The sequence below is a fragment of the Alicycliphilus denitrificans K601 genome (assembly GCF_000204645.1).
Lineage (GTDB): Bacteria > Pseudomonadota > Gammaproteobacteria > Burkholderiales > Burkholderiaceae_C > Alicycliphilus > Alicycliphilus denitrificans.
Genome location: NC_015422.1, coordinates 898810 through 910987 on the forward strand (window position 1 = coordinate 898810; position 12178 = coordinate 910987).

A 12178-nucleotide genomic window follows, 5' to 3' on the forward strand; every position below is an offset into this window, starting at 1 on the left:
GGGCGCTTGAGCCCTGTTTTGCATGAATTCCACTACGAACGCACCTCTTCCGCTGGCCATCACCCAGGGCGACCCCGCGGGCATAGGCCCCGAGATCGTGGCCAAGGCCTTTCGCGATGCGCCGCAGGACCTGCGCGGCTGCTTCGTCGTGGGCGACCTGGCCACGCTGCGCCGCGCCGCGGCCTGCATAGAGCGGCCGGGCCAGGCCAGCCTGCCGGTCGCACTGCTGGACTCCCCGGACGCGTGGGCGCAGGTGCCGCCGCGCTGTCTGCCCGTATGGCAGTTGCACGAGCTGGCCGGCAGCCTTGCGCCGTGGGGGCAGGTGAGCGCCGAGGCCGGGCATGCCGCCGCGGTCTGCGTGGTCTGGGCCGCGCGCGCGGCGCTGCGCGGCGAGATCGCGGGCCTGGTGACCGCGCCCCTGCACAAGGAGGCGCTAGCCGCCGCGGGCGTGCACTACCCCGGCCACACCGAGCTGCTGCAGGCCGAGGCCGCGCACCACGCCGGCGTGCCCGTCGCGCAGATGCCGGTGCGCATGATGCTGGCCAGCGACGAGCTGCGCACGGTGCTGGTCAGCATCCACGTCTCCCTGCGCGACGCCATTGCCGCCGTCACGCAGGACAACGTGCTGCAGACGCTGTGCATCACGCACGCTGCGCTCTCGCGCAGCCTGGGCCGCGCGCCGCGCATCGCCGTGGCGGGGCTCAACCCCCATGCCGGCGAGGGCGGCCTGTTCGGCACCGAGGAGCGCGAGATCATCGCGCCGGCCATAGCGCAGGCGCGCGCCCAGGGCATCGATGCGCGCGGCCCCTACGCGCCGGACACCGTCTTCATGCGGGCGCGCTCCACGGCCGGGCGGACGGGCGAGTTCGACGTGGTGGTGGCGATGTACCACGACCAGGGGCTGATCCCCGTGAAGTACCTGGGCGTGGACAAGGGCGTGAACGTCACGCTGGGCCTGCCGCTGGTACGCACCAGCCCGGACCATGGCACGGCCTTCGACATCGCCGGGCAGGGGGTGGCCGACGCATCCAGCCTGATCGAGGCCGTGCGCATGGCGCGCAGGCTGGCATGGTGAACAACTGTCAGGCAAGCAAACGCCCGTGGCACGGATGCCACGGGCGTGCAGATTCGGGGCGGGAAATCAGCGCTTGAGGCTGTCGCGGATCTCGCGCAGCAGCACGATGTCCTCGGGCGTCACGGCTTCGGGGGCCGGCTCGGCGGGAGCTTCGCGCTTCAGGCGGTTGAACTGTTTGATCATCATGAAGATGATGAACGCCAGGATCAGGAAGTTCACCGCCACGGTGATGAAGTTGCCATAGGCGAAGACTGGCACGCCGGCTTTCTTCAGGGCATCCAGGGTGCGCGCCGTGCCCTCGGGCACGCTGCCCAGCACGATGAAGAGGTTGGAGAAGTCGAGCTTGCCGAACACCAGGCCGACCACCGGCATGATGAGATCGGCAACGACGGAATCGACGATCTTGCCGAATGCGGCGCCGATGATCACGCCAACGGCCAGGTCGATCACGTTGCCCTTGATGGCAAATTCCCTGAACTCCTTTGCAAGGCTCATATTGAAACTCCTTTGATGTAGATGAAGACGCCGCTAGCTTAAGCGCATGGGCAGCCTTGGAATAGCCATGTTCACTCCGCTACAATTTGTGGTTGACCCCATAGCGATGCATACCAAGGATTCCCATGAGTCAAACTCCAGTCGACTCCAGCAAGCGGACGTGGCTGATTGCCTCCAGCTGCGCTGGCGCGGTGGGCGGCGTGGCGACCGCCGTTCCTTTTGTGAGTGCCTTTCAGCCTTCCGAAAAGGCTAAGGCCGCAGGCGCCGCCGTCGAGGTGGATATCTCGGGGCTCAAGCCCGATGAGAAGCTCACCGTGGAGTGGCGTGGAAAGCCCGTGTGGATCATCCGGCGTTCCAAGGAGCAGCTGGCCGAACTGCCCAAGCTCGACAGCCAGCTGGCCGACCCCGAATCCAAGCGCCATCCGGACGAGTTCACTCCTGCCTATGCGCGCAACGAGTGGCGCTCCATCAAGCCCGAAATCCTGGTAGTGGTGGGCATCTGCACACACCTGGGCTGCTCGCCCGTCGACAAGTTCATTCCGGGTCCGCAGCCCTCGCTGCCCAGCGACTGGCAGGGCGGCTTCCTGTGCCCCTGCCATGGCTCGACCTTCGACATGGCCGGACGTGTGTTCAAGAACAAGCCCGCACCCGACAACCTCGAGGTGCCTCCGCACATGTACCTGTCGGACACCAGGCTCCTGATTGGTGAAGATAAAAAGGCCTGAGGGGGGCACTGACAAATGGCTGCTTACCGCGAATTCAAGGAAATCTCGCCCAACGCCTCGGCGGGAGCGAAGCTCACGAACTGGCTGGAAAACCGTTTTCCGACGGCCTTCGACGCCTACAAGGTGCACATGTCGGAGTACTACGCTCCGAAGAACTTCAACTTCTGGTACATCTTTGGCTCGCTGGCGCTCCTGGTGCTGGTGATCCAGATCGTCACCGGCATCTTCCTGGTGATGAACTACAAGCCCGACGCCGCCAAGGCGTTCGAGTCGGTCGAGTACATCATGCGCGACGTGCCCTGGGGCTGGCTGATCCGCTACATGCACTCCACCGGTGCCTCGGCCTTCTTCATCGTCGTCTACCTGCACATGTTCCGCGGCCTGCTGTACGGCTCGTACCGCAAGCCGCGCGAGCTGGTCTGGATCTTCGGCTGCGCCATCTTCCTGGCGCTGATGGCCGAGGCCTTCATGGGCTACCTGCTGCCCTGGGGCCAGATGTCGTACTGGGGCGCGCAGGTGATCGTGAACCTGTTCTCCGCCATCCCATTCGTCGGCCCCGACCTGGCGCTCCTGATCCGTGGCGACTACGTGGTGGGCGACGCGACGCTGAACCGCTTCTTCAGTTTCCACGTGATCGCCGTGCCGCTGGTGCTGCTGGGCTTGGTCGTGGCGCACCTGCTGGCGCTGCATGACGTGGGCTCGAACAACCCCGACGGTATCGAGATCAAGGGACCAGGCAAGCCGGTGGACGACAAGGGCCATCCGCTGGACGGCGTGCCCTTCCACCCCTACTACACGGTGCACGATATCTTCGGCGTGAGCATCTTCCTGTTCATCTTCTCGGCCGTGATCTTCTTCGCGCCCGAGTTCGGCGGCTACTTCCTGGAGTACAACAACTTCATCCCCGCCGACCCGCTGAAGACGCCCAACCACATCGCCCCGGTGTGGTACTTCACGCCGTTCTATTCGATGCTGCGCGCCATCACCAGCGAGATGATGTACGCACTCATCGCCTGCGTGGTGCTGGGCGCCGGCTATGGCGTCCTCAAGGCCAAGCTGCCCGGCTTCATCAAGGGCGGCATCGTGGTCGGTGCCGCCGTGGTCATCGCGCTGATGCTGTCGATCGACGCCAAGTTCTGGGGCGTGGTCGTGATGGGCGGCGCCGTCATCATCCTGTTCTTCCTGCCCTGGCTGGACTGCAGCCCCGCTCGCTCGATCCGCTACCGTCCGGGCTGGCACAAGTGGCTCTACGCGATTTTCGTGGTGTGGTTCGTGGTGCTGGCCTACCTGGGTACGCAAGCGCCCTCGCCGGTGGGCGAACGCGTGTCGCAGGTGGGAACGCTGTTCTACTTCGGCTTCTTCCTGCTCATGCCCTGGTGGACGCGGCTCGGCACCCCCAAGCCCGTGCCTGACCGCGTGACCTTCAAGTCCCACTGAGCCGGAGATGACAACAATGAAAAAACTGATTCTCACGCTGGTCGCAGCTCTGGGTCTGGTTGCTGGCGCCCATGCCTCGGGAGGCGGAATGGCCTGGGACAAGGCGCCCGTGAACACCACCGACACGGCATCGCTGCAAAACGGTGCCAAGCTGTTCGTCAATTACTGCCTGAACTGCCACTCCGCGGCCTTCATGCGTTTCAACCGCCTGAAGGACATCGGACTCACCGACCAGCAGATCAAGGACAACCTTCTGTTCACCACCGACAAGATCGGTGAGACCATGAAGTCGACCATCGATCCCAAGCAGGCCGCAGCGTGGTTCGGCACCAACCCGCCCGACCTCACGGTGATCGCGCGCTCGCGCGCTGGATCGGGCGGAACCGGTGCAGACTATCTCTACACCTTCCTGCGCACCTTCTACCGCGACGACACCAAGGCCACGGGTTGGAACAACCTCGCGTTCCCGAACGTGGGCATGCCCCACGCGCTGTGGCAGCTGCAGGGTGATCGCCGCGCGATCTTCGAGGAGCGCGAGAGCCACGGCCAGACCGAGCATGTGTTCAAGGGCTGGGAGAGGGTCGCGCCCGGCGCCATGACGGACCAGCAATACGACCAGGCTGTGGGTGATCTCGTGAACTACCTGCAGTGGATGGGCGAGCCGGCGCAAAATACGCGTATTCGCGTGGGCGTGTGGGTGCTGCTGTTCCTGGCCGGCTTCACCTTCATCGCCTGGAGGTTGAATGCGGCCTACTGGAAGGACATCAAGTAAGCGCTTGAGGTCTTTGCCGCGCGTCTTCCGCTCGGCCAAGCTTTGTACAGAGTGGGTGCCATGGCACCCACTCTTTTGATTTTTAGGAGCTTCTCACCATGATGGTGCTTTATTCGGGCACGACCTGCCCCTTCTCCCATCGTTGCCGTTTCGTCCTGTTCGAGAAAGGCATGGATTTCGAGATCCGCGATGTGGACCTGTACAACAAGCCCGAAGACATCAGCGTGATGAACCCCTACGGCCAGGTTCCCATCCTCGTCGAGCGCGACCTGATCCTGTACGAATCCAACATCATCAACGAGTACATCGACGAGCGCTTCCCGCACCCGCAGCTGATGCCCGGCGACCCGGTGGATCGCGCCCGCGTGCGCCTGTTCCTGCTCAACTTCGAGAAGGAACTGTTCGTCCACGTGAACACGCTGGAGTCGCGCGCCACCAAGGGCAACGAGAAGGCGCTGGAGAAGGCCCGCGCCCACATCCGCGATCGCCTGACCCAGCTGGCCCCGGTGTTCCTCAAGAACAAATACATGCTGGGCGAGGGTTTCTCCATGCTCGACGTGGCCATTGCGCCCCTGCTCTGGCGCCTGGATTACTATGGCATCGAGCTCTCCAAGAATGCCGCGCCGCTGCTCAAGTACGCCGAGCGCATCTTCTCCCGGCCGGCCTACATCGAGGCGTTGACGCCCTCGGAAAAGGTCATGCGCAAGTAGGCGGACAGGCGTATTTCGTATCCTCTTCGCGCATGATGAACGCTCAGGACTCTCCCTCCACGCGCCCCTACCTGATCCGCGCACTATACGAATGGTGCACGGACAACGGCTTCACGCCCTATCTGGTGGTGCGCGTGAACGACTCGGTGCAGGTGCCGCGCGACTACGTCAACAATGGCGAGATCGTGCTCAACGTCAGCTACGAGGCCACCAGTGGGCTGCAGCTCGGCAACGATTTCATCGAATTCAAGGCGCGCTTTGGCGGCAAGCCCTGCGATCTGCTGATCCCGGTGCACAGGGTCATCGCCATCTATGCGCGCGAGAACGGTCAGGGCATGGCGTTCCCCCTGGACGAGGAGGGGGGCGAGAAGGCGGACGTTGCGCCGCCTCGGCCCGCGGGTGTCGTGGCCGCCCCGCCCGCAGGCGCTGAGCGCGCACCGGTGCAATTGCAGTCCATCGATGGTTCGGCAGGCGAGGGCGCGGACAAGGACGCGCCGCACCCACCGCCGCAGACACCAGGGGGCGGTCGCCGGCCATCGCTCAAGCGCATCAAGTAGAGACAGAAAGCAGGCGCAAGAGGAAGTTTGCGCCATTCGGGGCGGCTAGAATGCGGCCTTCGCCGGTTTAGCTCAGTTGGTAGAGCACCCGCCTTGTAAGCGGTAGGTCGTCAGTTCGAATCCGACAACCGGCACCATTCACTCGGCTCTCCCACGGCTGGTCAACCAGCCTGCCACCAGTCTCATCTCTGGATCTTCAGGCGTATGGAGGCCACTTCCCACCCCCGACTGCGCAGATGCGCCTGGAAGGCCGGCAGCAATTGCCGGACCTTGGCAGCTGCGGCATTGCTGCTAACCAGCAGGCACCAGCAGTCGCCCTCGATCGGGCCTGCCTGGATGGCGGGGCGCAGCATGGGCGGAATCAAGGCATCTATGGCCTTCAGGCGTTCGCTGGAATCGCGCGTCAATGCCGTCAGCCGGGCCAGGGTCGGCGATTCCTGCGTGGCCTGGTGCAGTGAGATGGCGTAATGGCGACGGTTCATGGCAATCGGGGCAGGCGCCAGCGGCGACGGGGAGCAGGGTGGGGATTATTGCGGATGCCCGGCCAGCGCGTGGCGCCCGTGGCGGCCGGCCATTGTGCAAAGGTAGAATTGCCGGTTTCGGGCTCGCCGCGCTGGTTGCAGGCAATTGCAATTTTGGGCGAATGCCCCATCTGGATTCACTTCATCTTAGGGACTCCGGTCGCTCTGCCGCCTCGCTTGCGTGCAGCGCGGTCCTGCTTGCATGGCCACCAATTTCCTCACCAAACTGTTCGGCAGCCGCAACGACCGGCTGCTCAAGCAATATCGCAAGACGGTTGCGCGCATCAATGCCATAGAGCCCGAGTACGAAAAGCTCAGTGATGAGGCGCTGCGCAGCAAGACGCAGGAATTCAAGGACCGCATCGCCAAGGGCGAATCGCTCGATGCCATCCTGCCCGAGGCTTTCGCCGTGGTGCGCGAGGGCTCCAAGCGCGTGATGAAGATGCGCCATTTCGACGTGCAGCTCCTCGGCGGCATGGCGCTGCACCACGGCAAGATCGCCGAGATGCGCACGGGCGAGGGCAAGACGCTCACGGCCACGCTGCCCGTGTACCTGAACGCCCTGTCGGGCAAGGGCGTGCATGTGGTCACGGTGAACGATTACCTCGCGGGCCGCGACGCGCAGTGGATGGGGCGCCTGTACAACTTCCTGGGCCTGACCGTGGGGGTGAACCTGCCCCAGATGCCGCGCGAGGAGAAGCAGGCCGCCTATGGCGCCGACATCACCTATGGCACGAACAACGAGTACGGCTTCGACTACCTGCGCGACAACATGGTGTACGACTCCCGCGAGCGCGTGCAGCGCGGGCTCAACTACGCCATCGTGGACGAGGTGGACTCCATCCTGATCGACGAGGCGCGCACGCCGCTCATCATCAGCGGCCAGGCCGAGGACCACACGGCCATGTACGTGGCCATGAACAAGGTGGTGCCGCTACTCACGCGCCAGGAGGGCGAGGCCGACCCGCGCACGGGCGAGGGCGTGATCAAGCCCGGCGACTTCACGGTGGACGAGAAGACGCACCAGGTGTTCCTGACCGAGCAGGGCCACGAGAACGCCGAGCGCATCCTGGTCAGCCAGGGGCTGATCCCCGAAGGCGCGTCGCTCTACGACCCGGCCAACATTTCGCTGGTGCACCACCTGTACGCCGCGCTGCGCGCCAACCACCTGTACCATCGCGACCAGCACTACGTGGTGCAGAACGGCGAGATCGTCATCGTGGACGAGTTCACGGGCCGCTTGATGGCCGGCCGCCGCTGGAGCGAGGGTCTGCACCAGGCCGTCGAGGCCAAGGAGGGCGTGCAGATCCAGGCCGAGAACCAGACGCTGGCCTCGATCACGTTCCAGAACTACTTCCGTCTCTACGGCAAGCTCGCCGGCATGACCGGCACGGCCGACACCGAGGCCTACGAGTTCCAGGAGATCTACGGCCTGGAGACCGTGGTGATCCCGCCCAACCGGCCGAGCCGCCGCGACGACCAGCTCGACCGCGTGTACAAGACCACGCGCGAGAAGTACGAGGCCGCCATCGCCGACATCCGCGAGTGCCACGAGCGCGGCCAGCCTGTGCTGGTGGGCACCACGTCGATCGAGAACTCCGAGATCATTGACGAGCTGCTGAACAAGGTCGGGTTGCCGCACCAAGTGCTCAACGCCAAGCAGCACGCGCGCGAGGCCGACATCGTGGCCCAGGCGGGACGCCCGGGCATGATCACCATCGCCACCAACATGGCCGGCCGTGGCACCGACATCGTGCTCGGCGGCAACGTGGAGAAGGCCGTGGCTGCGCTGGAGGCGGACGAGTCCCTTGCGCCCGAGCAGCGCGAGGCGCAGATCGAAGCGCTGCGCGCCCAGTGGAAGGTGGACCACGACAAGGTCACGGCGCTGGGCGGCCTGCGCATCATCGCCACCGAGCGGCACGAATCGCGCCGCATCGACAACCAGCTGCGCGGCCGCTCGGGCCGCCAGGGTGACCCGGGCTCCTCGCGCTTCTACCTGAGCCTGGACGACTCGCTCATGCGCATCTTCGCAGGCGACCGCGTCAAGGCCATCATGGACCGCCTGAAGATGCCCGACGGCGAGGCCATCGAGGCGGGCATCGTCACGCGCAGCATTGAGAGCGCGCAGCGCAAGGTCGAGGCGCGCAACTTCGATATCCGCAAGCAGCTGCTCGAATACGACGACGTGGCCAACGACCAGCGCAAGGTGATCTACCAGCAGCGCAACGAGATCCTGGACGCGCCCGACCTGTCGGCTCTGATCGCCGCCATGCGCGACGACTGCCTCACCGATGTGGTGCGCCAGCACGTGCCTGCCGAGTCCGTTGAGGAACAGTGGGACCTGGCGGGCCTTGAGAAGGCCCTGGCCAGCGACTGGCAGGTCCAACTGGCGCTGCAGCAGGAGGTGCAGGGCTCGGACGCCATCACCGACGAGGAAATCCTGGAGAAGGTGCTGCAGGCCGCGCGCGAGGCCTTCGAGGCCAAGGTGGCCCAGGTGGGCGCCGAGAACTTCACGCAGTTCGAGCGCATGGTGCTGCTGCAGAGCTTCGACACCAACTGGCGCGACCACCTCTCCGCGCTCGACTACCTGCGCCAGGGCATCCATCTGCGCGGCTACGCGCAGAAGCAGCCCAAGCAGGAATACAAGCGCGAGGCCTTCGAGCTGTTCCGTCAGCTCATCGACCAGGTCAAGAACGAGGTCACGCGCCTGATGATGACCGTGCAGGTGCAGTCCAATGCCCAGCTCGACGAGGCCACCCAGGCCATGGAGGAGCGCGGCGAGGGCATCAGCAACGTGACCTACACCTCGCCCACCGAGACCGGCGAGGTCGAGACCCTGGTCGATGCCCAGACCGCCAGGGCCAAGCAGGCGGCCGTGCCCGGCGTGCGCGTGGGCCGCAACGACCCCTGCCCCTGCGGCAGTGGTAAAAAATACAAGCAGTGCCACGGCAAGCTCGCCTGATGCTGCGGCCATGAACGGACACGGGCTGCGGCCCGTGTTTGCTTTTCAACCCCTTGTTTGTCCCAGGAGCGTTCCATGCCCGTCAATCTTTCCGCCCCCCAGGCCGCAGACCTGCACCCCGTCGCCGGGGTGCGTATCGGCGTTGCCGAGGCCGGCGTGCGCAAGGCCAACCGCAAGGATCTGACCGTATTTCTGCTCGACGAGGGGACGACGGTGGCCGGCGTGTTCACGCAGAACCGCTTCTGCGCCGCGCCGGTGCAGGTGTGCCGCGAGCACCTGGACGGCGGCCAGGCCATCCGCGCCATGGTGGTCAACACGGGCAATGCCAACGCCGGCACGGGCTCCGACGGCCTGGCGCGCGCGCGCGCCACCTGCGAGGCGCTGGCGGGCCAGCTGGGGCTGGCCGCCAGCCAGGTGCTGCCGTTCTCCACCGGCGTGATCATGGAGCCGCTGCCTGTCGAGCGCATCACTGCTGCCCTGCCCGCGGCGCTGGCCGACGCGCAGCCCGCCCACTGGGCGCGCGCGGCCGAGGGCATCATGACCACCGACACCGTTCCCAAGGCGTTCGGCACGCAGGTGCAGATCGGCGGCGCCACGGTGTCCGTCACTGGCATTTCCAAGGGCGCGGGCATGATCCGCCCGAACATGGCGACCATGCTGGGCTTCCTGGCCACGGACGCCTGCATCGCGCCCGACCTGGTGCGCGACCTGGTGCGCGATCTGGCCGAACAGTCCTTCAACCGCATCACCATCGACGGCGACACCAGCACCAACGACTCCTTCGTGCTGGTGGCCACGCACAAGGCCGCGCACGCGCCCATCACTTCGCTGGAGAGCAGCGAGGGCCGGGCGCTCAAGGCCGCGCTGCTGCAGGTGGCGCAGCAGCTGGCCCAGGCCATCGTGCGCGACGGCGAGGGCGCGACCAAGTTCATCACCGTGCGCGTGGAGGGCGGCAGGACGGCCGGGGAATGCCGCCAGGTGGCCTATGCCATCGCCCATTCGCCGCTGGTCAAGACGGCCTTCTTCGCCAGCGACCCGAACCTAGGGCGCATCCTCGCCGCCGTGGGCTACGCGGGCATCGCAGACTTGGACCAGACGCTGATCGACCTGTATCTGGACGACGTGCACGTGGCCGTGCAGGGCGGGCGCAACCCGCAGTACCGCGAGGAGGACGGCCAGCGCGTGATGAAACAGCAGGAGATCACCGTGCGCGTGGTGCTGGGGCGCGGCGACGCGCAGGACACCGTGTGGACCTGCGACCTGAGCCACGACTACGTGACCATCAACGCCGACTATCGCTCCTGATTGCTTTTGTTTTGATAGCTTCCACCGCTTGCTGGATAAGCGCTAGAGCCCTAAATGACAGATAGATTCGACCAGCTGATCGCACGCGCCGAGCAGCTCATCTCCCGCATCGAGGCCGTGCTGCCGCGGCCGCTGTCGGCGCCCGACTGGTCCGCCGCCATCGCCTGGCGCTACCGCCGCCGCAGCGGCGGCCACGGCGTGCTCGAACCCGTGCGTCACGTGGCCGGCATGCGCCTGTCCGACCTCAAGGAGATCGACGCGCAGAAGGAGAAGATCCAGCGCAACACGCAGCAGTTCGTGGATGGCAGGCCCGCCAACAACGTGCTGCTGACGGGTGCGCGCGGCACGGGCAAGTCCTCGCTCATCAAGGCATGCCTGAACAGCTACGCGCCGCAGGGCCTGCGTCTGATCGAGGTGGACAAGGCCGACCTGACCGACCTGCCCGACATCGTGGAAGTGGTCTCGGGCCGGCCCGAGAAATTCATCATCTACTGCGACGACCTGAGCTTCGAGGAGGGCGAAGGCGGCTACAAGGCGCTCAAGTCCATCCTCGACGGCTCGGTAGCGGCAAGCACGCCCAACGTGCTGGTTTATGCGACGAGCAACCGCCGCCACCTGCTGCCCGAGCAGATGAAGGACAACCTGAGCTACACCACCGCGCCCGACGGCGAGATCCACCCCGGCGAGGTGGTCGAGGAGAAGATCTCCCTGTCCGAGCGCTTCGGCCTGTGGGTGAGCTTCTACCCGTTCAGCCAGGACGAATACCTGGCCATCGTCGCGCAGTGGCTGTCGGCGTTGGGCGTGGGGTCGCAGGACATCGAGGCCGCGCGCCCCCAGGCGCTGGTCTGGGCGCTGGAGCGCGGCTCGCGCAGCGGCCGCGTGGCCTACCAGTTCGCGCGCGACTTCGCCGGGCGGCAGGGCGCATGACCCGCAAGCACACCGAGGTCGCCGTCGGCATCCTGCTCAGGCAGGACGGCGCCCTGCTGCTGTCCACGCGGCCCGAGGGCAAGCCCTACGCGGGCTACTGGGAGTTCCCGGGCGGCAAGATCGAGGCCGGCGAGACCGTGGAGCAGGCGCTGCGCCGCGAGCTCATCGAGGAACTGGGCGTGACCATCGGCCCCGCCGAGGTCTGGAAGGTGACCGAGCACGACTACCCCCACGCCCTGGTGCGCCTGCACTGGTGCAAGGTGCACGAGTGGAGCGGCGAGTTCGAGATGCGCGAGGGCCAGGCGATGCTCTGGCAGCAGTGGCCCGTACAGGTCAGGCCCGTGCTGCCGGGCGCCTATCCCGTGCTGCAGTGGCTGGCCGAGGAGCGCGGCGAGACGTTCGATCCGTCCGCGCTCGATTAACTATCGAAATAATAGCTTTCAGCGCTTGATGGACAAGCGCTGGAGGCCGATTTCATCCATATTCACGGAAGGCGCTTGGGATCGCCGTACTCCGCATCCTCGGGTGGCGATTCGGCAGGCACGCGGAAATCCTCGTTCGCCCAGGCGCCCAGGTCGATCTGCTTGCAGCGCTCGCTGCAGAACGGCCGGAACGGGTTGGCCGGGCCGTAGAGGCTGGGCCCGCCGCAGGTGGGGCAGGGCACGGTGCGCGGATTGGCCGGGCTGTTCATC

At 65.8% G+C, this 12178-nt stretch carries 13 protein-coding genes and 1 tRNA gene; 11 read left to right on the plus strand and 3 right to left on the minus strand.

Going from position 1 to position 12178, the window contains the following annotated elements; all coding sequences use genetic code 11:
- Positions 1-22: 22 nt before the first annotated feature.
- A complete protein-coding gene (gene pdxA, locus ALIDE2_RS04265; RefSeq protein WP_013517792.1) occupies positions 23-1075 on the plus strand; it encodes a 4-hydroxythreonine-4-phosphate dehydrogenase PdxA in 1053 nt (350 codons plus the stop codon).
- Between the two features lie 66 nt (positions 1076-1141).
- Here the strand turns inward: pdxA and mscL are convergent, their stop codons facing one another.
- Positions 1142-1570: a large conductance mechanosensitive channel protein MscL gene (mscL, locus tag ALIDE2_RS04270; protein ID WP_013517793.1), complete on the minus strand. Its 429-nt coding sequence runs from the start codon at positions 1568-1570 to the stop codon at positions 1142-1144.
- Between the two features lie 125 nt (positions 1571-1695).
- On the opposite strand from mscL, the gene petA reads away from it, so the two are divergent.
- The 6 genes from petA (at position 1696) to ALIDE2_RS04300 (ending at position 5908) form a co-directional block, all read left to right on the plus strand.
- Positions 1696-2295, plus strand: a complete 600-nt coding sequence (gene petA / locus ALIDE2_RS04275; RefSeq protein ID WP_013517794.1) for a ubiquinol-cytochrome c reductase iron-sulfur subunit — start codon at positions 1696-1698, stop codon at positions 2293-2295.
- A 15-nt stretch (positions 2296-2310) separates the two neighbouring features.
- Entirely contained in the window at positions 2311-3732 is a 1422-nt protein-coding gene (locus ALIDE2_RS04280) for a cytochrome b (protein ID WP_013517795.1), read from the plus strand.
- Positions 3733-3748: 16 nt separating this feature from the next.
- Positions 3749-4504 (plus strand): cytochrome c1, encoded by a 756-nt coding sequence (locus ALIDE2_RS04285; protein WP_013721474.1) that lies wholly within the window; start codon positions 3749-3751, stop codon positions 4502-4504.
- Positions 4505-4602: 98 nt separating this feature from the next.
- On the plus strand, positions 4603-5214 hold the full coding sequence (locus tag ALIDE2_RS04290) for a glutathione S-transferase N-terminal domain-containing protein (protein WP_013517797.1): 612 nt from the start codon (positions 4603-4605) through the stop codon (positions 5212-5214).
- 35 nt (positions 5215-5249) lie between these two features.
- The gene (locus ALIDE2_RS04295) at positions 5250-5771 is read left to right on the plus strand and encodes a ClpXP protease specificity-enhancing factor (RefSeq protein ID WP_373279432.1); all 522 of its coding nucleotides are present in this window, start codon (positions 5250-5252) and stop codon (positions 5769-5771) included.
- 61 nt (positions 5772-5832) lie between these two features.
- Positions 5833-5908: transfer RNA gene (locus ALIDE2_RS04300), tRNA-Thr, on the plus strand.
- A gap of 45 nt (positions 5909-5953) precedes the next feature.
- On the opposite strand, the gene ALIDE2_RS04305 is transcribed toward ALIDE2_RS04300, so the two are convergent.
- On the minus strand, positions 5954-6253 hold the full coding sequence (locus ALIDE2_RS04305) for a hypothetical protein (protein WP_013517799.1): 300 nt from the start codon (positions 6251-6253) through the stop codon (positions 5954-5956).
- A gap of 241 nt (positions 6254-6494) precedes the next feature.
- On the opposite strand from ALIDE2_RS04305, the gene secA reads away from it, so the two are divergent.
- From secA to ALIDE2_RS04325, 4 genes are all read left to right on the plus strand, one after another.
- A complete protein-coding gene (gene secA, locus ALIDE2_RS04310) occupies positions 6495-9254 on the plus strand; it encodes a preprotein translocase subunit SecA (RefSeq protein ID WP_013721475.1) in 2760 nt (919 codons plus the stop codon).
- Positions 9255-9329: 75 nt separating this feature from the next.
- Positions 9330-10559 carry a bifunctional glutamate N-acetyltransferase/amino-acid acetyltransferase ArgJ gene (gene argJ / locus ALIDE2_RS04315; protein WP_013721476.1) on the plus strand — a complete coding sequence of 410 codons (1230 nt, stop codon included), beginning with the start codon at positions 9330-9332 and terminating at the stop codon, positions 10557-10559.
- Between the two features lie 54 nt (positions 10560-10613).
- Positions 10614-11486 carry an ATP-binding protein gene (locus tag ALIDE2_RS04320; RefSeq protein ID WP_013517802.1) on the plus strand — a complete coding sequence of 291 codons (873 nt, stop codon included), beginning with the start codon at positions 10614-10616 and terminating at the stop codon, positions 11484-11486.
- Positions 11483-11908, plus strand: coding sequence for an NUDIX domain-containing protein (locus tag ALIDE2_RS04325; RefSeq protein WP_013517803.1), 426 nt, complete (start codon positions 11483-11485; stop codon positions 11906-11908). Before ALIDE2_RS04320 ends, ALIDE2_RS04325 begins: the two co-directional genes overlap by 4 nt.
- A 62-nt stretch (positions 11909-11970) precedes the next feature.
- Here the strand turns inward: ALIDE2_RS04325 and ALIDE2_RS04330 are convergent, their stop codons facing one another.
- Entirely contained in the window at positions 11971-12177 is a 207-nt protein-coding gene (locus ALIDE2_RS04330) for a DNA gyrase inhibitor YacG (RefSeq protein ID WP_013517804.1), read from the minus strand.
- Position 12178 lies beyond the last annotated feature (1 nt).